Raw genomic sequence first — 19710 nt, 5'->3', positions numbered from 1 at the left:
ATGATCCGGAAAAGTGTGATGCGGTTTTCCCTGCGACAAACGCGAAGCGTTTGCGCGGCGATCATGCTCAACAAAGCACAATAGGGCAGGGCCATCACGTGGACGCCACGCTGGGTCTTCCGATTCTGACCATCCTGATCGCGGTCGCGCTGCTGTTCGACTTCCTGAACGGCCTGCACGATGCCGCGAACTCGATCGCGACCATCGTCTCGACCCGCGTGCTGCGGCCGCAATATGCGGTGGTCTGGGCGGCGTTCTTCAACTTCGTCGCGTTCCTGGTGTTCGGCCTGCACGTTGCCAACACGATCGGCACCGGGATCATCGAGCCGTCGGTGGTGGATGCGACCGTGATCTTCGCAGCATTGGTCGGCGCGATCGTCTGGAACGTGATCACCTGGGCGCTGGGCATTCCGTCGTCGAGCTCGCACGCGCTGATCGGCGGCCTGGTCGGCGCCGGCATGGCGAAGGCGGGGATTTCGGCGGCGGTGTGGAGCGGGCTCTCCAAGACCTTGCTCGCGATCGTGCTGTCGCCGCTGGTCGGCTTCCTGCTGGCGCTGGTGCTGGTCGCGATCGTGTCCTGGCTCTCGGTGCGCTCGACGCCGTTCGCGGTCGATCGCGCATTCCGCATCCTGCAATTCGCCTCGGCGTCGCTCTATTCGCTCGGCCATGGCGGCAACGACGCGCAAAAGACCATGGGCATCATCGCCGTGCTGCTCTATTCGCAGGGCCATCTCGGCGACACCTTCGAAATTCCGTTCTGGGTGGTGCTGGCCTGCCAGGGCGCGATGGCGCTGGGTACCCTGATGGGCGGCTGGCGGATCGTCCGCACCATGGGGCTGCGGATCACCAAGCTGACGCCGATGCAGGGTTTCTGCGCCGAAACCGGCGGCGCCGTGACGCTGTTCATGGCGACCTATCTCGGGGTTCCCGTATCGACCACGCACACCATCACGGGCGCCATCGTCGGCGTCGGCGCCGCACGGCGGCTTTCCGCCGTGCGCTGGAATGTTGCGAGCTCGATCGTCTACGCCTGGGTGATCACGATCCCGGCGTCGGCCGCGGTCGCAGCCGCGAGCTATTGGGCGGTGCAGATTCTGAAGTAGCGTTTTCGAGCGAAGTGGAAGCCGGTTCGCGTTAAGAAAAACGCGTCCCAAAAAGGAGTAATCAGCCGACCAGCTTCAGCCCGACGATGCCGGCAACGATCAGTCCGATGCTGGCAAGCCGCATCGCGGTCGCGGGTTCGCCTAGCAGGATGATGCCGAGCGCCGCGGTGCCGACCGCGCCGATCCCGGTCCAGACCGCATAGGCGGTTCCAATCGGCAGCGTCTTCAGCGCGAGGCCGAGCAGGATCACGCTGCCGGCCATCGCCGCCAGCGTCAGCACCGACGGCACCAGCCGCGAGAAACCTTCGGTATATTTCAGCCCGATCGCCCAGCCGATCTCGAGCAGGCCAGCGGTGAACAGAATGGTCCAAGCCATCACGAACCCTCCAGATAAGGCAGGGTCGTCCCCGCGAATGGTATGGTGAGGAGAAGGTCGTCCTTCCGGTGCCCATATGGGGATGGTGCGGGCGTTCCGCATTGCGACAAAACGCCCTTGATTGCGCCCGTTTTCCCTGCCAAATGCCCCGCCATGTCCGACATTTCAGTTTCAGCCGAATCGCCGTCCCGCTCGCCGCTTTCAGAGGAAGTGGCGCGACGGCGCACCTTTGCGATCATCTCGCACCCGGACGCCGGCAAGACCACGCTGACGGAAAAGCTGCTGCTGTTCGGCGGCGCCATCAATCTCGCGGGCCAGGTCAAGGCCAAGGGCGAGCGGCGCAACACGCGCTCGGACTGGATGAAGATCGAGCGCGAGCGTGGCATCTCGGTCGTCACCTCGGTGATGACCTTCGAGTTCAACGACCTCGTGTTCAACCTCTTGGACACGCCGGGCCACGAGGACTTTTCGGAAGATACCTATCGCACGCTGACCGCGGTCGATTCCGCGGTGATGGTGATCGACGCGGCGAAAGGCATCGAGGCGCGCACCCGAAAGCTGTTCGAGGTGTGCCGGCTGCGCGACATCCCGATCATCACCTTCATCAACAAGATGGACCGCGAGAGCCGCGACACGTTCGAGCTTCTGGACGAGATCGAGAAGACGCTGGCGCTCGACACCACGCCGATGACCTGGCCGGTCGGCCGCGGCCGCGACTTCCTCGGCACCTATGACGTCGTCAATGGCGGCGTGCGGCTACTCGAGGGCGGCGGCGCCAAGACCGGCGCCACCGAGCAGATCGACATCGCCGATCTCGGCAAGCGCAATCCCAATCTCGACGTCGCCGAGGTCAAGGACGAGCTCGCGCTGGCGTCGGAAGCCTGCAAGCCGTTCGAGCTCGCGGCGTTCCGCGAGGGCCACCTGACGCCGGTCTATTTCGGCAGCGCGCTGCGCAATTTCGGCGTCGGCGATTTGCTCGAAGGCCTCGGCAAGTTCGCGCCGGCGCCGCGCGCGCAGGACTCGGATTTGCGCAAGGTCGAGGCATCGGAGCCGCGCATGAGCGCGTTCGTGTTCAAGATCCAGGCCAACATGGATCCGAACCACCGCGACCGCATCGCCTTCGCCCGGCTGTGCTCGGGCAAGCTCAGCCGCGGCATGAAGGCCAAGCTGGTACGCACCGGCAAGAACATGAGCCTGTCGAGCCCGCAGTTCTTCTTCGCGCAGGACCGCTCGGTCGCCGACGAGGCCTTTGCCGGCGACGTCGTCGGCATTCCGAACCACGGCACGCTCAGGATCGGCGACACCCTGACCGAGGGCGAGGATCTAACCTTCGTCGGCGTGCCGAGCTTCGCGCCGGAAATCGTCCGCCGCGTTCGGCTGACCGACGCGATGAAGGCGAAGAAGCTGAAGGAAGCCTTGCAGCAGATGTCGGAGGAGGGCGTCGTGCAGGTGTTCCGCCCGCGCGACGGCGCGCCCGCGCTGGTCGGCGTGGTCGGCCCGCTGCAGCTCGATGTGTTGAAGGCGCGGCTCGATGCGGAATATTCGCTGCCGGTCGAGTTCGAGATCAGCGAATTTTCGCTGGCGCGCTGGATCTCGTCCGACGACCGCAAGCAGCTTGACGCCTTCATCTCCGCCAACAATTCCGGCATCGCCGACGACGTCGACGGCGATCCCGTGTTCATGGCCAAGAACGAGTTCTATCTTGGCTACACCCGCGAGCGCGCCGAGGGCATCACCTTCTCCAACGTCAAGGACGTGAAGAAGAAGGCGTAGTGGCGCTCGCTCCGGTGTCGTCCCCCGGGAAGGCGGGGGACCCGGTACGCCGCGGCTTCTCCGTTACTCGCTACGGTTTTCGGCGGGGAGGTGACTGCCGAAAAAGTCGATCAGGCTCTGCGGTGCGTTGGCGCCGTAGCACAACTCGAGGAGCTCCTCCGCATCAGCCGCTTCGGACGCGCTGCGGGGAAACAGGTCCTCTTCATAGGCGGCGAGCGCGGCCTCGACGTCACCTGGGTTGGCAGCGATCGCCGCGCCGAGTTCGGCACCGTCGTACATTGCGAGATTGGCGCCTTCACCCGATGGAACCATCAGATGCGCTGCATCGCCGAGCAGCGTGACGCCGGGCACGTGGTCCCATTGATGTGCGACCGGAAGCGCATGGATGAGGCGCAGCACCGGCGCCGTCTCGCCATCGGTGATCAGCGCGGTCAGCGCCCGGGCCCAGCCATCGAATTCCTCGGCGACGCGGGCGAGGGCGCTCGCAGGGTTGGAGAAGTCGAGGTTGGCAAACCATTCCTCAGGCTTGGTCAGCGCCACATAGGTGTGCAGCACGCCGTTCGGCTCACGATGCGCGGCGATGCCCTTTCCCGGCGCCAGCGCGAACATCGCGCCGCCGCCAACCGCTTCCGCGCTCGCTCGGTGACGGACATCGGCGTCGAACAGATATGTCTCGATGAACGAAGTGCCGACATAGGTCGGCTTGTGTGCGGAGAGAAGCGATCGCACGCGCGACCAGGCACCGTCGGCGCCGACCAGAAGCTCAGTCGTCACCGTCATGCCGTCGGCAAAGCTCAATAGGTGCCTTCCACCGCCGAGCGCAGTGGCCGCGGTGACCTTAGATCCCCAATGCACCGTGCCCTCGGGCAGCGAGTTGAGCAGGATCGGACGTAGCTCGCCTCGGGGTACCTCGGGGCGCCCGCCCGTGCCGTCGTCCGGATGATGCAGCAGGACATTGCCTTGGGTATCGAGCGCGCGGGTTTCCTGGCCGCCGGGGTGGATCAACTCGCGGAACTCCTCAAAGAGGCCCGCGGCCTTCAGCGCGCGTTGGCCGTTGTGCTCATGGATATCGAGCATGCCGCCCTGCGTTCGTGCCTCTGCGGAGGCTTCCGCTTCGTAGACGATTGCTGCGATCCCGTGGACGTGGAGGACGCGGGCAAGCGTCAGGCCGCCGAGGCCGGCACCGACGATCGTGACGGGAGATTTCATGCGGAGTCCTTCCGGCACGGCGGAGTTATGGAACGCCGTTCCATAAACTTGGAATGCCGTTCCAGATATGTCAAGGTGCGGCATGGTCAAGAAGGCGCGCAGCGGCCAGCGACGCGAGGACTCGCTCTCGCGGGATCGCATCATCGAGGCTTCGATCGAACTCCTGGACGAGAGCGGCGAGGAGGGGCTGACGTTCCGCGCCCTGTCCGAACGGCTCGCGACCGGTCCCGGCGCGATCTACTGGCATATCGCCAACAAGAGTGATCTGCTGGTCGCCGCCTGCGACGCCATTGTCTCGCGCGTGGTGGATGCGCACGCGGTCGGCGGATCGCCGAAGGCCACCATTCGCGCCCTTGCGCTCGGCATGTTCGATGCGATGGAGGCGCATGCGTGGGTCGGGACAGCGCTGATCCGTGCTGCCGGGCAGTTGCCGACCGTGCGCGTTCTGGAATGCATCGGCCAGCAGGTTCGCGCGCTTGGCGTGGCTGCCGACACGCAGTGGACGATCGTCTCGGTCCTGCTGAACTACATCCTTGGCGTCGGCGGCCAGAACGCAGCCAACGCGCAGTTCGCGCGGACGCATGGCCTGGACCGATCGAGCTTCCTGGATGCGGTGGCGACCGACTGGTCCGCGCTCGACGCAAGCGACTACCCGTTTGCACGTAGCGTGGCCGGCGCGATGCGGGACCGCGACGACCGTGTCGACTATCTCGCCGGCATCGATCTCATCCTCGCCGGCATCAAGGGGGCACGCACCGGCCGAACCTAGGTTTCAGTATGCCAAGCGCAAGGAATTGAACACGGCCCCGCTTGATGCGCTTCGGCCGCGGCACCATTTTCCCCGAAAGCGCAATCCGGGTCCATCTGCATGCTCCGACGCGTCGCCATCTGCCTCGCTTTTGCCGTGCCGGCCTTTGCGCTCGCGAGCGCGGCCTCTGCGCAGCAGCGGCAACAAACCAACCCGGCGCCCTTCGCACACACGCCTTGCAGCGTGCTCGACGAAGGGCCTTGCATCCCGTCCTATTGCAGCGTGTTCAACCACGGGCCATGCCTGCCCGAGATGGATTATCCGTACGGCGAAAATCTCCAGCTCACGATCCTGACCGTGCCACCGCAGGATCAGGCCGAGAAGTACCGCAAGCCGGATCATGATCTCAATACCATCGGCGATCTGTTCGCCGCGCTGCGCGCCTGCTGGGCGCCGCCACCGCCGGACGACGCGCGCGCGGGCATGCAGATGTCGGTGCGATTCAGCTTCAAACGATCGGGCGAGATGATCGGCGCGCCGCGCCTGACGTTTTCGACGCGGGGCATCCCGGCCGACACCCGCACCACCTACCTCAATGCGATCAACGCCTCGCTGGATGCCTGCCTGCCGCTGAAATTCACCGGCGGATTGGGCGGCGCGCTGGCCGGCCGGCCGATCATGATCCGCTATGTCGACAACCGGGAGCTGGCCAAATCGGCCGGCAAGCCGTGAGACACGTCATTCCGGGGCGCGCTGGAAGCGCGAACCCGGAATCCCGGGATTGGCTTGCGCGCCCGGCAACCTCGAGATTCCGGGTCCGGCCCTGCGGGCCATCCCGGAATGACGGAGTCGTGGCGTGACGCATTGCCACCCGCCCGGCGAAGGTGATACGCGAAGGCATTAGTTCGATCAGGGGAGGAACATCGTGGGACTGCTCGTCATGATCCTGGGTCTCGTGCTGTTCCTCGGCGTCCATGTGCTGTCAAGCCTGCGCGAGATGCGCGCCGGCCTGATCAAGGCGATGGGCGAGGGCGGCTACAAGATCGCCTATTCGCTCGCCTCCGCGGCCGGGCTCGTGCTGATCATCTGGGGCTTTGCGCATTATCGCGCGAGCGGATGGATCGACGTCTGGACCCCGCCGACGGCGCTCAAGCACATCACGGTCGCGCTGATGCTGCCCGCCGTCATCCTCGTCGTCGCCTCCTATATCCGCGGCCGCATCTACACCACGCTGAAGCATCCGATGCTCGCCGGCGTGAAGCTGTGGGCGTTCGCGCATCTGCTCGCCAACGGCGACCTCGGCTCGATCATCCTGTTCGGCTCGTTTCTCGGCTGGGCGGTCTATGACCGCATCTCGCTGAAGCGCCGCACGGATGCTGGCGCGCCGCCGATTCCGGTGGGCGGCCCAACCAACGACCTGATCGCGATCGCGGTCGGTGTCATCGTCTATCTGGCGCTGGCGTTTGCGTTCCACCCGGTCGTGATCGGCGTGCCTGTCATGGGAGCCTGACTATGTCTGTTCAATCCGCCATCAAGCGCAAGACCGCGCCCGATCTCCGCGCCCGCAAGAACGGCGAGCCGATCGTGATGCTGACGTCCTATCATGCGCACACCGCGGCGCTGGTCGACCGTCATTGCGACGCCATCCTGGTCGGCGATTCCCTCGGCAACGTCATGCATGGCTTCGAGACCACCGTGCCGGTCACGCTCGACATGATGATCCTGCAAGGCCGCGCGGTGATGCGCGGCTCGCAAGCTGCGCTCGTCGTGGTGGACATGCCGTTCGGCTCCTATGAGGGTTCGAAGGAGCAGGCGTTTCAATCCGCGGTGCGGATCATGAAGGAGACGCTGTGCGGCGCGGTCAAGCTCGAGGGCGGCGCGCGGATGGCGGAGACGGTGGCGTTCCTGTCCGAGCGCGGCATTCCGGTGATGGGCCATATCGGTCTGACGCCGCAGTCGATCAACACGCTTGGCTCGTTCCGCGCGCAGGGCCGCGAGGAAGAGAACTGGGCGCCGATCGAGAACGACGCCAGGGCGATCGCGGAGGCGGGCGCGTTCTCGATCGTGGTCGAGGCGGTCGCCGAGCCGCTGGCGCGCAAGATCACGCAGTCGATCGCGGTGCCGACCATCGGCATCGGCGCCAGCGCTGCCTGCGACGGCCAGGTGCTGGTGCTGGAGGACATGCTCGGCCTGTCGCCGCGGGCGCCGAAATTCGTGCGCCGCTACGGCAATCTCGGGCCGATGATCGAGGAGGCGATCGCCGGCTATGCGCGCGACGTGAAGAGCCGCGCCTTCCCGGGGCCGGAGCACGTCTACGGCATGAAGAAGAGCTGACCGGGCGCGCATGGACTGGTCGCAGCACGCAATTCCGCCGATGCGGCTCGAGCCGCGGTTCGGCGACCGCGTCGTGCCGGCTTTCCCGGAGCGGCCCGGCAGCCTTTGGGCGATGATCGCGGACGCCGTTGCGCAGAACGGCGACGGCGAGGCGCTGGTCTGCGGCGCGACGCGCCTGAGCTGGCGCGAGGTCGCGGAGAAATCGGCCAAGGTCGCGGCGGGCTTTGCAAGACTCGGCCTTGCGCCCGGCGACCGCGTCGCGATCCTGCTCGGCAACCGCATCGAATTCGTGCTGACGATGTTCGCCGCCGCGCATGCCGGGTTGGTCACGGTGCTGCTCTCGACGCGCCAGCAGAAGCCCGAGATCGCCTATGTGCTGAACGATTGCGGCGCGACGCTTCTGGTCCATGAGGCCACGCTCGCCGACCGCATCCCTGATGCGGCCGATGTTCCCGGCCTCAAGCATCGCATCTCGGTCAGCGACGACGGCGCGTCGCAATTCGCCGGTCTCGTCGACAACGTTGCGGCCCGGGCGCCGGCACAGGTGAGGGAAGAGGACACCGCGATGATCCTCTACACATCGGGCACCACGGGCCGGCCCAAGGGCGCCATGCTCGCCCATTGCAACATCATCCACTCCTCGATGGTGTTCGTGTCGTGCCTGAAGCTGACCAAGTCGGATCGCTCGATCGCCGCGGTGCCGCTCGCGCATGTTACCGGCGCGGTCGCCAACATCACCACCATGGCACGCTGCGCCGGCGCGCTGATCATTATGCCGGAGTTCAAGGCCTCGGAATATCTGAAGGTCGCGGCGCGCGAGCGCGTCAGCTACACGGTGATGGTGCCGGCGATGTACAATCTCTGCCTGATGCAGCCGGATTTCGACAGCTACGATCTGTCGAGCTGGCGGATCGGCGGCTTCGGCGGCGCGCCGATGCCGGTCGCAACCATCGAAAAACTCGACGCCAAGATTCCCGGGCTGAAGCTTGCGAATTGCTACGGCGCGACCGAGACCACGTCGCCCTCGACGCTGATGCCGGGCGAACTGACCGCCGCCCATATCGACAGCGTCGGTTTGCCGTGCCCCGGTGCCGAGATCATCGTGATGGGCGCTGACGGCCGCGAACTGCCGCGCGGCGAGATCGGCGAGCTCTGGATCCGCAGCGCCTCGGTCATCAAGGGTTACTGGAACAATCCGAAGGCGACAGCGGAGAGTTTTACGGCCGGCTTCTGGCATTCCGGCGATCTCGGCTCGATCGACGCGGCAAACTTCGTCCGTGTGTTCGATCGCCAGAAGGACATGATCAACCGCGGCGGCCTGAAGATCTATTCCGCCGAGGTCGAGTCTGTCCTGGCCGGCCATCCCGCCGTGGTCGAGAGCGCGATCATCGCCAAGCCGTGCCCGGTGCTCGGCGAGCGCGTGCACGCCGTGATCGTGACCCGCACGGACGTGAATGCAGAGAGCCTGCGCGCCTGGTGCGCCGAGCGGCTCTCCGACTACAAGGTGCCGGAGACCATGGCGCTGACATCAGAGCCGCTGCCGCGCAACGCCAACGGCAAGGTGATCAAGCGCCAGATCAGGGAGAGCCTGTCCGCGATAGGCACCTAGCGAGGCGTGGACGTACCATCCGCGAATTCGGTCGACCTCTCCCGCTTGCGGGGGTCGAGACGAGCGAAGCTCGCTCTTAGGTCGGCACGTGCAGCGCGGGCTGGGGGCCTGTTGCGGCAAGTCGCAAACGTCCCCCGTTAACGCTTTGATCCGCCTCGCTTTGCCTTGCCTCCGCCACACCATTAGGGTAACGCCGCCGCGATGTGGGGATCGGGTAGGGCTGGGCCCCACCGATAGCAGCGGTCCCGAGGGGATGGGATAGCCTTAAGTGTCTGAATTATTTGACGAAGTCGACGAGGAAGTCCGTCGCGATCAGCTCAAGAAGCTGTGGGACAAGTACTCGCTCTTTATCATCGCCCTGGCGATCCTGATCGTTGCGGGCGTCGGTGGCTGGCGCGGCTACCAGTATCTTGAGGCCAAGAAGGCCGCCGAGGCCGGTGCGGCGTTCGACCGTGCCGTCGAATTGTCCGATCAGAACAAGCACGCCGAGGCCGAGGCTGCGTTCGCCGCTCTCATCACCAAGGCACCGTCCGGCTACCGCAATCTGGCGCGGCTGCGCATGGCCGCCGAGGTCGCGACCCGCGATCAGCCGGCTGCCGCGAAGCTCTATGACGAGATCGCAGCCGACCGCAGCGTCGGCGGTCCCGAGCAGGACCTGGCGCGGATCCGCGCCGCGCAGCTCGCGATGGAAACCACCACCTATCCGAACATGCTGCAACGGCTCGAGGCCACGGCAACGGCGAAGGACTCGACGTTCCGTCACTCCGCCCGCGAGCTGCTGGCGCTGTCGGCCTGGCGCGCCAACGATGCCACCGCCGCGCGGCAGTGGCTCGACCAGATTGCCAATGACGGTGAGACGCCGCCGAGCCTGCGCTCGCGTGCCGAAGCGCTGCAGGCCTTGTTGCCGCCGGTCGCGAAGAGCTGACTTGGCGCGAAACCCGAGTTTGAGTGAGAGATCGACCATGCGCCGCTCGCAACGCCTGATCGCAGCCGCAGTTCTGACAGCGCTTTGCAGCGTGCTGGCAGGGTGCGGCGGTGGCGGCATGTCCAATTTCGATCCGAGCGACCTGCTCGACTTCCTTGACACCAAGAAGAAGCTGGCCGGCGACCGCAAGCCGGTCTTCCCCGAAGGCGTGCCCGGCCTCGAGCAGGGTGTGCCGAAGGAATTGTACAAGGGCTCGCAGCAGGAACAGCTCGATCAGCAGAACGCCGCGGCAGCCGCTGCCGCCCAGCCGGCCCCGCCGCCCGAGCCGCCGAAGGGCGCGAAGAAGCACGCCAAGGGCAGGGCGGCGCCGGCCGCGGATCAGGCGGCTGCTCCCGATGCCGCAGCCGAGGAGGGCGCGCCCGCCGCGCTGCCGCCGGAGCCGAAGCCGAAGAAGATCGTCCGCCGCCGCACCACCGCGCCGCCCGCCGACGACCAGCAGGCACAGCCCGCGGCGCCGGCCCAGCAGACCCAGACCACGCAACAATCCGGCGGCGCCTTCCCCGCACCGCTACCGAGCGGCGGATTTAGCCGGTAGAGCATGATCCGGAAAAGTGCGAAGCGGTTTTCCGAAAAGATCATGCTAAAACAAGAATCTAAGGCGCGATGACGATTCAATCCGATCTCATCGCGCTTTAGGCTCCTAGTTCAATTCATTGACGCGCGCCGCAACGCGGCGCCTGGATGATCCATGTCTTTCACCATCGCCATTATCGGCCGGCCCAATGTCGGAAAGTCGACGCTGTTCAACCGGCTGGTCGGCCAGAAGCTCGCGCTGGTCGACGACGAGCCCGGCGTGACGCGTGACCGTCGCGAGGGCCAGGCCAGGCTCTACGACCTCGACTTCACCATCATCGACACCGCAGGTCTGGACGAAGGCGCCAAGGGTTCGCTGACGGCGCGGATGCAGGAGCAGACCGAAACCGCGATCGAACTCGCCGACGCCCTGATGTTCGTGATCGACGCCCGCGTCGGCCTGACGCCGACCGACCGTGCCTTCGCCGACTTCGCGCGAAAGGCCAACAAGCCGGTGGTGCTGGTCGCCAACAAGGCCGAGGGCAAGCATGGCGAGATCGGCGCGATGGAATCCTACGCGCTCGGGCTCGGCGATCCCGTCCAGATCTCGGCCGAGCATGGCGAGGGCATGGGCGACCTCCACGAGGCGCTGAGCGCGCTGGTGCCGGAGACACCGGAGGAAGACGACGAGCTTGAGGACGATGAGGACATCTCGGAGGAGGAGGCCGCGCAGCGCCCGATCCGTGTCGCCATCGTCGGCCGGCCGAATGCCGGCAAGTCGACGCTGATCAACCATCTGCTGGGCGAGGAGCGGCTGCTGACCAGCCCCGAGGCCGGCACCACGCGCGATTCCATTGCGGTCGAGATCACCTGGCAGGGCCGCCAGTTCCGGGTGTTCGACACCGCCGGCCTGCGCCGCCGCTCGCGGATCGAGGAGAAGCTGGAAAAGCTCTCGGTCGCCGACGCGTTGCGCGCGGTGCGTTTTGCCGAAGTCGTCGTGATGATGATGGACGCGCAGAACAAGTTCGAGGAGCAGGACCTGCGCATCGCCGACCTGGTCGAGCGCGAAGGCCGCGCCATCGTGCTCGCGGTCAACAAATGGGACCTGGTCGAGCGCAAGCCCAACCAGATCTCGCAACTGCGCACCGATGCCGACCACTGGCTGCCGCAGGTCAAGGGCGCGCCGATCGTCGCCGTCTCCGGCCTGATGGGCGAAGGCATCGACCGCCTGATGACGGCGATCCAGGAGGCTTATGCGGTCTGGAACCGGCGCTTGCCGACCTCGGCGCTCAATCGCTGGTTCGAGCAGGCGATCCAGACCAACCCGCCGCCGGCGGTCTCGGGCCGCAGGCTGAAGCTGAACTACATCACGCAAGTGAAGGCGCGCCCGCCGAGCTTCGTGCTGTTCTGCTCGCGCGCCGACGCGATCCCGCGATCCTATCTGCGCTACCTCATCAACTCGCTGCGCGAGACGTTCGATCTGCCGGGCACGCCGATCCGGATCACGCTGCGCGAGAAGGCCAATCCGTTCGCCCACAAGCGCAAACGCCCGTCGTGAGCGAAAGGTCGGAGGGCGACACGGTTGCTGTAGCGCAACCGCGCAGCGGCGCGGTGATCTTCATCTTCATCACGTTGCTGCTCGACATGCTCGCGCTCGGAATCATCATCCCGATCTTGCCCAAGCTGATCGAGGGCTTCGTCAACAACGACACTGCAAATGCGGCGCGCATCTTCGGCGTGTTCGGCTCGATCTGGGCCTTGATGCAGTTCGTCTGCTCGCCGATCCTCGGCGCGCTGTCCGATCGCTTCGGCCGCCGGCCGGTGGTGCTGCTGTCGAATTTCGGCCTTGCCGCCGACTATGTGCTGATGGCGCTGGCGCCGAACCTGATCTGGCTGTTCATCGGGCGGGCGATCTCGGGCATCACCTCGTCGAGCATCTCGACCGTGTTCGCCTATATCGCCGACGTCACCGCGCCGGAGCAGCGCGCCGCGATGTTCGGCAAGATTGGCGTCGCCTTCGGCGCCGGCTTCATCCTCGGACCGGCGCTGGGCGGCCTGCTTGGCGAGATCGATCCGCGGCTGCCGTTCTGGGCGGCGGCGGGTTTGAGCTTCGTCAACGGGCTGTATGGCCTGTTCATCCTGCCGGAATCGCTGCCCGTGGAGCGGCGCGCGCCGTTCAAATGGAAGAGCGCCAATCCGATCGGCGCGCTGCATTTCCTGCGCTCGAACCGGACGCTCGCCGGCCTGTCGCTGGCGACGTTCTTCGGCCAGCTCGCGCATGTCGTGCTGCCCTCGGTGTTCGTGCTCTACGCCACCTATCGCTATGGCTGGGACACCGGCACCGTCGGCGCGACGCTGGCGCTGGTCGGGCTCTGCGGCATGATCGTGCAGGGCGCGGCGATCGGCCCGATCGTGCAGCGCCTCGGCGAGCGCAACGCGCTGTTCCTCGGCCTCGTCTGCGGCGCCTTGGGCTTCGTGATCTTCGGCGCCGCGCCGACCGGCCAGCTGTTCTGGATCGGCATTCCCGTGATGGCGCTGTGGGGCCTCTCGGGCGCTGCGACGCAGGCGCTGACGACGCAGCTCGTCGCCGCCGATCAACAGGGCCAGTTGCAGGGCGCGACTTCAAGCGTGCAGAGCATGTCGGAATTGATCGGCCCGTTCCTGTTCACGCTGACGTTTGCGTATTTCATCGGCGATACCGTGCCGGTGAAGATGCCCGGCGCGCCGTTCTATCTGGCCGGCGCGCTGCTGCTGCTCGCGCTCGCCATCGCCTGGCGCACGATGGCGGCAAAGAGAGCGTAGGGCGGGCCGCCGACGGATCCACCACGAGACGCTCTATTCCGTCGCCGGCACCGAATGGTGCTCGTGCGTGACGCGCCACTCGCCGTCGACCTTGCGCAAGCCGATCGTCAGCCTGAACTGGAACGCGGCATCAGGCGGGCCGCACCGCATCACCGCTACCGCGAAGGCCACATCATCGCCGGCCGTGATCGCGATCTCCTCGACATCGAAGGCGTAGGATGGGCGGTGATACCTGAAGAACAAGTCCCACGTCTTCCGGTATTCATCCAATCCGCGTGACTGCAATGGCGGCGGAACGTCGAACATCACGATGTCCTGATCGTGATGGGCGAAGATGCCGGGATAGTCGCGTCGGCGGACGGCGTCCGTCCAGGCGTCGATGAGCGCCCTGATTTCGGTTTCCGCTTTCTGTTTCTGCTGTGTCATCGCTCGCGTGCTCCGAATGCTGGCTGATGCTTCGAGGACGAATGCGAGCGCGCCGATCCGACACGATGATGTGTCCGGCCGCACCGGGCGGATTGCGTCATATTGTCCATTTACAAACCATCCGGTTGGTTTGTATAAGAGCTGATACCGGATGAAGACGCGCCTCGCTCCGGGGCGCGCTGCCAGGAGCAGCATGGTGACCGACGAGGCCGTTGTTATCTGCGATGAATTGACCCGCTTCAGCGCCGCGCAGGCGGCGCTGCTGACGTCGCGCGGCCTTGTCTACCTGACCGACCTGAAACTCGATGGCGGCAGGCACGGGACGATCGTCGCGGCGAGTTATGCCGACGCGCAGGCCGTCGCACGCGCACGCGGTCGAGGGGAACGGGTCGTCGGCCGAATGGCCTACGGCTTCCTTCATGGCCTGCTGCAAAAGGTTCGCTTGTGCGCGTGAGCGATCGGATAGGTCGAAGACCGATTCCCGAGATTGACGCGTCTTCCGAGGGCGACACCGCCATTCCGGGGACGCCGTTCGCGCTGCCTCGCAGCGCTTGAGATTGACCGAAGCCGCTGAGATACTGTGATCTCAAGCGACTCCTTCCTGAGTACACCATGGATAATCCTTCCCGTTCGGAACGCTCCCGCAACGCCGCACTCGACGCCGCGATCACCATCGTGACGCGCGATGGTCCGGGGCGCCTGACGCTGGACGCGATTGCGCGCGAGAGCGGTCTCAGCAAGGGCGGCGTGATGCATCAGTTCCGCACCAAGGAAGCGGTGCTGCGCGCCTTGCTCGAGCAGCAGATGGCGCATTTCGAGGAGTTCTCGAACCGCTACATCGAAAAGGTGCGCGGGACCACGGACCAGCCCGAACTGTCGGCGCAGATCGCGACGCTGCGGGAGGCGATCTCAACGCCGAGGGCAGGGGCGTTCGCACTGCTGGCGGCGATGAACGAGAACCCCGAATTGATGGCGATGCCGCGCGATGTCGACATCAAGAAGGTCGCGCTGATGAAGGCCGAGGCCAGCGATCCCGATCTCGCGCTGCTGCGCTGGGCGGCGGCGCGGGGGCTGCTGCTGAGTTCGTTGTTCGGCATGTTGTCGCTGACCGAGGCGGAGCGCGATCGCCTGTTCGAGCGCTTGCTCGACGACAGCAAGTGGACCGCGATGGAGCAGGGCGCGTCGGAAGCAGTAAAGCCAGCCAAGACGACGGCGGCGCGCACGGCATCTTCGCCTCCGGCCGGCGCGCGCGCGGCAAAGCCCGCATCGGCGCGCAAGCGCCGCTGAATTCCCGGCGCCGCCGAAAGCACAACGCCGCCCAAGCGGAATATGGATCGCTTGGCGGCGTTGGATCGGCACCGGGCCCCTGAAATCCCCCGGCGATTTCTGCCGTACCACACGAGATGTCGCGGGTTTGTGACAACGCGCGGCCGCCATTCGCGAAGCCGCCTCGCCAGCCAACACGACATTTCGACCGCCGCATTTATCTGACGCGTCTCCCGCGATTGCAACTTTACAAACCAACTGGTCGGTTTTATAGTCGCACTGAGGCAAGGTCTGGCGGCGCCCCGCGACAGCGAGCCAGGTCGGCAGTGACGGCCGCAGCCGTACTTTTTAGCCCCGGACGCGGCTGCGGCCGAGCTGCTCTTCCGCTTTAGGGTCGGATGAGGAGATTGGAATGGAGAGCTCGATCGCCGTGCGCGGTTTGGGAGCGATGGCGCTTTGCGTCCTCGCCGGAGGATGTGCCGCCGTCACGCCGGTGGCCTATTCGGATGTGGCATCGTCGGCCTACATGACGCCGGACACGTCCGATTCTTCGGGGCGTGTGCGCCGCCGGTCGACTGGCGCAGCTACAACAAGGTGATGATCGATCCGGTCGTGATCTATCGCGGCGCGGATCATCAGTTCGGCGACATGTCCGAGAAGGGCAAGCAGACGCTCGCCGCCTACATGCAGACCCGCTTCGCCGACAAGCTGCGCGGCCGCTTCACGCTGGTGAACACGCGCGGGCCGAACACGTTCCGCCTGCGGCTGACGCTGACCGGCGCGGTCGCCAACACGCCGGTGCTCGGCACGCTGTCGCGTTTCGATCTGGCGGGCGCGGTCTACAACGGCGTGCAGGCCGCGCGCGACGGCGAGGGAACGATGACGGGCTCCGTCATCTATGCCGTCGAGATGTTCGACAGCTCGACCTCGCGCCTGCTCGGCGCCTATGTCAGCAAGCAATATCCCAATGCCTACGACATCAAGGCCAGCGTCGGCGATCTCGCCGCGGCCACCGCCGGCATCGACAAGGGTGCCGATGCCTTCGTGGCGCAATTGATGTGACGCGCGCCGCGCGCGTCCGCAAACCATCCCGACACTGAAAGGTCCTTTACCATGAACTTTCTGGTTCGCATGTTTCTGCGCAGCCTCGTCGCTGCCTTGCTGATGAGCTCGACCGGCCGCGCCGAGACGATTGCCCCAGTCGATCCCAGCGGCACCTGGCTGACCGAAGACGGCCGCGCACGCATTCGCCTCGAGCGCTGCGGCCCCGCGCGTGACCGCATCTGCGGCTTCATCGTGTGGATGAAGGATCCGCTCGATTCACACGGCCAGCCGCTCCGCGACAGCTTCAATCCCGACCCCGACCAGCGGACGCGTGCGCTGCTCGGCCATCAGCTGATCCTCGGATTGAAGCTGACGCCGGAGGGCAGGTTCGACGGCGACATCTACAACGCCGAGGACGGCAAGTCCTATGCGGTCTCGCTGTGGCGCGACAAGTCCGACCGGCTGAAGCTCAAGGGATGCCTGCTCAAGCTGCTGTGCCAGACCCAGACCTGGACGCAGACGCTGGACGTGCAGCCGGGCCAGCTCGTCGGCCTGACCGGCGACGTCGGCGGCCCGCGCGCCGACAGGGAATGGGCATCGCTGCCGCCGCCCGTCAAGGCGAAGTCGGCGGCGAAGTAAGAAGGTGCAAAAAGTCATTCCGGGGCGATGCGCAGCATCGAACCCCGGAATCTCGAGATTCCCCGATGCGCAATTGCGCATCTGAGGTTCGCGCGTTGCGCGCCCCGGAATGACCGCTACGCGGTCACTTCTTCAGCAGCGGACAGTCGCTGGCCTCAAGCGGCTTTGCGGCGTCTTCCGGCGCGATCGTGGCGATCAGCTTGTAATAGTCCCATGGGTATTTGGACTCTTCGGGCTTCTTCACCTCGAACAGATAGGCCGGAATCAGGCGCCGGCCGTCGGCGCGCAGCGGGCCTTTGCCGAACAGCGGATCGTCGGTCGGCAATTCCTTCATCTTGGCGACGACCTTGGCGCCGTCATGCGGATTGCCGCCAAGCGCTTCCATCGCCTTGAGATAGTGCAGCACCATCGCGTAGTTGCCGGCCTGGGTCATCGACGGCATCGCGTTCTTGCTGGCCAAAGCAGAGAACCGCTTCGACCAGGCGCGGGTCTGGTCGTTCATGTCCCAGTAGAAGGATTCCGTGAACGTCAGGCCTTGCGCGGTCTTCAACCCGAGCGAATGCACGTCGTTGATGAACAGCAGCAGCGCCGCGAGCTTTTGGCCGCCGGAAACGATGCCGAATTCGGCCGCCTGCTTGATCGCGTTGGTGGTGTCGCCGCCGGCATTGGCGAGGCCGACCACCTTGGCCTTGGACGATTGTGCCTGCAGCAGGAACGAGGAGAAATCGGCGGTGTTGATCGGATGCTTGACGCTTCCGAGCACCTTGCCGCCATTGGCGTTGACGACCGCGGTTGTGTCGCGCTCGAGCGCGTGGCCGAATGCATAATCGGCCGTCAGGAAGAACCAGGTGTCGCCGCCGGCCTTCGTCAGGGCCTTGCCGGTGCCGTTGGCCAGCATGTAGGTGTCGTAGGTATATGAAATCGTGTTCGGCGTGCAGGCCTTGCCGGTGAGGTCGGCGGTCGCCGCGCCCGAATTCAGCAGGACGATGTTCTTTTCCTTGACGAGATTGTTGACCGCAAGCGCCACGCCGGAGTTCGGCGTGTCGGCGATCGCATCGACCTTCTCGTTGTCGACCCATTGCCGAGCGATGTTGACGCCGACGTCGGGCTTGTTCTGGTGGTCGCCACTGAGGACGTCGATCTTCCAGCCCTTCTTGAGCAGGCCGGAATCCTCCACAGCCATCTTGATCGCGACCACCGAGTTCGGGCCGCCGATGTCGGCATAGAGGCTCGACATATCGTTCAGCACGCCGATCTTGACGGTCTTGTCCTGCGCGAACGCAGAAGTTGAAAGGCCGAGTGCGGCGCAAGCAAGAAGCGCGGCGCAGCGCCGCGCAAACGTCGTTGTCATGAAATTCCCTCCACTGTCTAAAGCCCGGACAGCCCTCTTGCGGAGCCTTTTTGCCGGTCGCTCAAGTTCCCGCTTACCCTTTCCCGGGGGGCGCGGCAATCCGCCTAAAGCGGGGTGGGCCTGCGTCGAAGCGTCATCCGGTGAAACCCTTACTTGAGCGCGTCGGAGGTCAGCTTGAATTTCTGGATTCGCTTTCCGGTGTCGACCTCGGCGGTATAGACGTTGCCCTTGGCGTCGACCGCGAGCGCGTGCACCCAGTGGAATTGCCCGGCGTTGCGGCCGTTGCGGCCGAAGCTGCCGACCACCGCGCCGTCGTCACGCCTGATGATGCGGATCTCGTTGTTCTCGCCGTCGGCGGAGAGCAGGTAGGTCTGCTTGGGATCGGGCCACAGCGCGATGTCCCACACCGCGCCGTTGCCGAGCGTGCTCTTCTCGAAGAAGAACTCCTTCACGAAGCTGCCGTCCTTCCTGAACACCTGGATGCGGTTGTTGATGCGGTCGCAGACATAGACCAGTCCGTCATTGGCGACCTTCACGCAGTGCACGGGATTGCCGAACTGCTGCGCGACCTGCGCCTTCGGATCGTAGGGCGGCTGCTTGGCATCATCGGGCTTGTTGCCATAGGCGCCCCAGTGCCGCTTGTAGGCGCCGGTGGTGGCATCGAACACGATGACGCGCCGGTTGCCGTAACCGTCGGCGACGTAGATCTCGTTGGCCTCCTTGTCGATCGCGGTCTCGGCGGGCTTGCCGAGCTGGGTGGTGTCGTTCGACCCCTTGCTCGGTGCGATCGAGCCGATCTGCGAGACGAACTTGCCGTCGAGGGTGAACTTGAGGATCGCATTGTCATTGTCGGCGTTGCCGCCGATCCAGACGAAGCCGCGCTCGTCGACCTCGATGCCGTGCTCGCGGCCAACCCACTCATAGCCGTCACCCGGACCGCCCCAGGACCGCAGTAGATTGCCGTCAGCGTCGAATTCGAGCACCGGCGGCGCCGAGACGCAGCATTTCGAGCGCGGCGGATTGAGGCTCGCGCCCTTCTCGTCGTCGGTCAGCGAGCGCGGCCGGTGGATCATCCAGATGTGGCCCTGCCAATCCACCGTGATGCCGCCGACCTGGCCGAGGATCCAGTTGTTGGGAAGTTGCTTCGGCCAGAACGCATCGACCGCAAACGTCGGGACGTCACTGGCCCTGGCGGGCGCTGGCTGAGCAAAAAGGGCTAATGATGCGATGCAGGCGGAGAGAAACAATCCGGACAGAATGGAGCGCGCGCGATTGAACGTCGGCGTCATTGGTTGCCTCCCGAGATTTTTCTTGGCGGTCGTCCCGCTGGGGAGCGTAGTCAATCGTGGGGATGCGAGCGAGTCAATCGCAAGGAGGTGCGTAGCCCGGATGGAGCGAAGCGAAATCCGGGGCCGGTTTCTCCGCGTAGAGATTATCCCGGATTGCGCTTCGCTCCATCCGGGCTTCTGTAACGGGCCTTGGTTAGTCAATCCCTTTTCGCGTCATCCACTCGCCGGGCACTTGCTTCTGTA

At 65.5% G+C, this 19710-nt stretch carries 19 protein-coding genes and 1 pseudogene; 15 read left to right on the top strand and 5 right to left on the bottom strand.

Annotation, left to right across the window (positions count from 1 at the left end):
- Positions 1-98: 98 nt before the first annotated feature.
- Complete coding sequence (locus Q2M23_RS17015; protein WP_141342303.1) at positions 99-1103, top strand: inorganic phosphate transporter; 1005 nt, start codon at positions 99-101, stop codon at positions 1101-1103.
- A 61-nt stretch (positions 1104-1164) separates the two neighbouring features.
- On the opposite strand, the gene sugE is transcribed toward Q2M23_RS17015, so the two are convergent.
- The gene (gene sugE / locus Q2M23_RS17010; RefSeq protein ID WP_016839884.1) at positions 1165-1479 is read right to left on the bottom strand and encodes a quaternary ammonium compound efflux SMR transporter SugE; all 315 of its coding nucleotides are present in this window, start codon (positions 1477-1479) and stop codon (positions 1165-1167) included.
- Positions 1480-1632: 153 nt separating this feature from the next.
- On the opposite strand from sugE, the gene Q2M23_RS17005 reads away from it, so the two are divergent.
- Positions 1633-3252 carry a peptide chain release factor 3 gene (locus tag Q2M23_RS17005; protein WP_028335130.1) on the top strand — a complete coding sequence of 540 codons (1620 nt, stop codon included), beginning with the start codon at positions 1633-1635 and terminating at the stop codon, positions 3250-3252.
- A 63-nt stretch (positions 3253-3315) separates the two neighbouring features.
- Here Q2M23_RS17005 and Q2M23_RS17000 read toward each other — a convergent pair whose 3' ends face one another.
- A complete protein-coding gene (locus tag Q2M23_RS17000; protein ID WP_316396187.1) occupies positions 3316-4461 on the bottom strand; it encodes an NAD(P)/FAD-dependent oxidoreductase in 1146 nt (381 codons plus the stop codon).
- An 82-nt stretch (positions 4462-4543) separates the two neighbouring features.
- On the opposite strand from Q2M23_RS17000, the gene Q2M23_RS16995 reads away from it, so the two are divergent.
- The 9 genes from Q2M23_RS16995 (at position 4544) to Q2M23_RS16955 (ending at position 13452) form a co-directional block, all read left to right on the top strand.
- On the top strand, positions 4544-5230 hold the full coding sequence (locus Q2M23_RS16995; protein ID WP_316396186.1) for a TetR/AcrR family transcriptional regulator: 687 nt from the start codon (positions 4544-4546) through the stop codon (positions 5228-5230).
- A 99-nt stretch (positions 5231-5329) separates the two neighbouring features.
- The gene (locus Q2M23_RS16990; RefSeq protein WP_253587045.1) at positions 5330-5941 is read left to right on the top strand and encodes a hypothetical protein; all 612 of its coding nucleotides are present in this window, start codon (positions 5330-5332) and stop codon (positions 5939-5941) included.
- Positions 5942-6134: 193 nt separating this feature from the next.
- The gene (locus Q2M23_RS16985; RefSeq protein WP_057019851.1) at positions 6135-6719 is read left to right on the top strand and encodes an NnrU family protein; all 585 of its coding nucleotides are present in this window, start codon (positions 6135-6137) and stop codon (positions 6717-6719) included.
- A gap of 2 nt (positions 6720-6721) precedes the next feature.
- Positions 6722-7543 (top strand): 3-methyl-2-oxobutanoate hydroxymethyltransferase, encoded by an 822-nt coding sequence (panB, locus tag Q2M23_RS16980; protein ID WP_018271260.1) that lies wholly within the window; start codon positions 6722-6724, stop codon positions 7541-7543.
- A 10-nt stretch (positions 7544-7553) separates the two neighbouring features.
- Entirely contained in the window at positions 7554-9152 is a 1599-nt protein-coding gene (locus Q2M23_RS16975; RefSeq protein WP_316396185.1) for a class I adenylate-forming enzyme family protein, read from the top strand.
- A 268-nt stretch (positions 9153-9420) separates the two neighbouring features.
- Positions 9421-10077: a tetratricopeptide repeat protein gene (locus Q2M23_RS16970; protein ID WP_028335134.1), complete on the top strand. Its 657-nt coding sequence runs from the start codon at positions 9421-9423 to the stop codon at positions 10075-10077.
- 37 nt (positions 10078-10114) lie between these two features.
- Positions 10115-10672, top strand: a complete 558-nt coding sequence (locus Q2M23_RS16965; protein ID WP_076831906.1) for a hypothetical protein — start codon at positions 10115-10117, stop codon at positions 10670-10672.
- Between the two features lie 153 nt (positions 10673-10825).
- Positions 10826-12208 carry a ribosome biogenesis GTPase Der gene (gene der, locus Q2M23_RS16960; protein WP_316396184.1) on the top strand — a complete coding sequence of 461 codons (1383 nt, stop codon included), beginning with the start codon at positions 10826-10828 and terminating at the stop codon, positions 12206-12208.
- Positions 12205-13452: an MFS transporter gene (locus Q2M23_RS16955; protein WP_316396183.1), complete on the top strand. Its 1248-nt coding sequence runs from the start codon at positions 12205-12207 to the stop codon at positions 13450-13452. Before der ends, Q2M23_RS16955 begins: the two co-directional genes overlap by 4 nt.
- A gap of 33 nt (positions 13453-13485) precedes the next feature.
- Here Q2M23_RS16955 and Q2M23_RS16950 read toward each other — a convergent pair whose 3' ends face one another.
- On the bottom strand, positions 13486-13878 hold the full coding sequence (locus tag Q2M23_RS16950) for a nuclear transport factor 2 family protein (RefSeq protein WP_316396182.1): 393 nt from the start codon (positions 13876-13878) through the stop codon (positions 13486-13488).
- A gap of 196 nt (positions 13879-14074) precedes the next feature.
- On the opposite strand from Q2M23_RS16950, the gene Q2M23_RS16945 reads away from it, so the two are divergent.
- From Q2M23_RS16945 to Q2M23_RS16930, 4 genes and pseudogenes are all read left to right on the top strand, one after another.
- Positions 14075-14332, top strand: a complete 258-nt coding sequence (locus tag Q2M23_RS16945; RefSeq protein WP_316396181.1) for a hypothetical protein — start codon at positions 14075-14077, stop codon at positions 14330-14332.
- Between the two features lie 158 nt (positions 14333-14490).
- Positions 14491-15165 (top strand): TetR/AcrR family transcriptional regulator, encoded by a 675-nt coding sequence (locus Q2M23_RS16940; protein ID WP_229192205.1) that lies wholly within the window; start codon positions 14491-14493, stop codon positions 15163-15165.
- Positions 15166-15556: 391 nt separating this feature from the next.
- Positions 15557-16206 (top strand): annotated as a pseudogene (locus tag Q2M23_RS16935) (DUF3313 domain-containing protein).
- 51 nt (positions 16207-16257) lie between these two features.
- A complete protein-coding gene (locus Q2M23_RS16930) occupies positions 16258-16827 on the top strand; it encodes a DUF2147 domain-containing protein (RefSeq protein ID WP_316396178.1) in 570 nt (189 codons plus the stop codon).
- Positions 16828-16951: 124 nt separating this feature from the next.
- On the opposite strand, the gene Q2M23_RS16925 is transcribed toward Q2M23_RS16930, so the two are convergent.
- Together Q2M23_RS16925 and Q2M23_RS16920 are read right to left on the bottom strand one after the other, a co-directional pair.
- Positions 16952-18178 carry an ABC transporter substrate-binding protein gene (locus Q2M23_RS16925; protein WP_028335143.1) on the bottom strand — a complete coding sequence of 409 codons (1227 nt, stop codon included), beginning with the start codon at positions 18176-18178 and terminating at the stop codon, positions 16952-16954.
- Between the two features lie 149 nt (positions 18179-18327).
- On the bottom strand, positions 18328-19467 hold the full coding sequence (locus Q2M23_RS16920) for a hypothetical protein (RefSeq protein ID WP_316396177.1): 1140 nt from the start codon (positions 19465-19467) through the stop codon (positions 18328-18330).
- Positions 19468-19710 lie beyond the last annotated feature (243 nt).

The organism is Bradyrhizobium sp. 33ap4, from assembly GCF_032654765.1.
Classification (GTDB): domain Bacteria; phylum Pseudomonadota; class Alphaproteobacteria; order Rhizobiales; family Xanthobacteraceae; genus Bradyrhizobium; species Bradyrhizobium australafricanum.
This window is presented reverse-complemented; position numbering and strand designations above follow the sequence as displayed.

Bases quoted from the DNA above. Each gene is read 5' to 3' on its own strand.
- sugE (WP_016839884.1), bottom strand. From the start codon at position 1,479: ATGGCTTGGACCATTCTGTTCACCGCTGGCCTGCTCGAGATCGGCTGG.
- Q2M23_RS17005 (WP_028335130.1), top strand. From the start codon at position 1,633: ATGTCCGACATTTCAGTTTCAGCCGAATCGCCGTCCCGCTCGCCGCTT.
- Q2M23_RS17000 (WP_316396187.1), bottom strand. From the start codon at position 4,461: ATGAAATCTCCCGTCACGATCGTCGGTGCCGGCCTCGGCGGCCTGACG.
- Q2M23_RS16995 (WP_316396186.1), top strand. From the start codon at position 4,544: ATGGTCAAGAAGGCGCGCAGCGGCCAGCGACGCGAGGACTCGCTCTCG.
- Q2M23_RS16990 (WP_253587045.1), top strand. From the start codon at position 5,330: ATGCTCCGACGCGTCGCCATCTGCCTCGCTTTTGCCGTGCCGGCCTTT.
- panB (WP_018271260.1), top strand. From the start codon at position 6,722: ATGTCTGTTCAATCCGCCATCAAGCGCAAGACCGCGCCCGATCTCCGC.
- Q2M23_RS16975 (WP_316396185.1), top strand. From the start codon at position 7,554: ATGGACTGGTCGCAGCACGCAATTCCGCCGATGCGGCTCGAGCCGCGG.
- Q2M23_RS16965 (WP_076831906.1), top strand. From the start codon at position 10,115: ATGCGCCGCTCGCAACGCCTGATCGCAGCCGCAGTTCTGACAGCGCTT.
- der (WP_316396184.1), top strand. From the start codon at position 10,826: ATGTCTTTCACCATCGCCATTATCGGCCGGCCCAATGTCGGAAAGTCG.
- Q2M23_RS16950 (WP_316396182.1), bottom strand. From the start codon at position 13,878: ATGACACAGCAGAAACAGAAAGCGGAAACCGAAATCAGGGCGCTCATC.
- Q2M23_RS16940 (WP_229192205.1), top strand. From the start codon at position 14,491: ATGGATAATCCTTCCCGTTCGGAACGCTCCCGCAACGCCGCACTCGAC.
- Q2M23_RS16930 (WP_316396178.1), top strand. From the start codon at position 16,258: ATGAACTTTCTGGTTCGCATGTTTCTGCGCAGCCTCGTCGCTGCCTTG.
- Q2M23_RS16925 (WP_028335143.1), bottom strand. From the start codon at position 18,178: ATGACAACGACGTTTGCGCGGCGCTGCGCCGCGCTTCTTGCTTGCGCC.
- Q2M23_RS16920 (WP_316396177.1), bottom strand. From the start codon at position 19,467: ATGACGCCGACGTTCAATCGCGCGCGCTCCATTCTGTCCGGATTGTTT.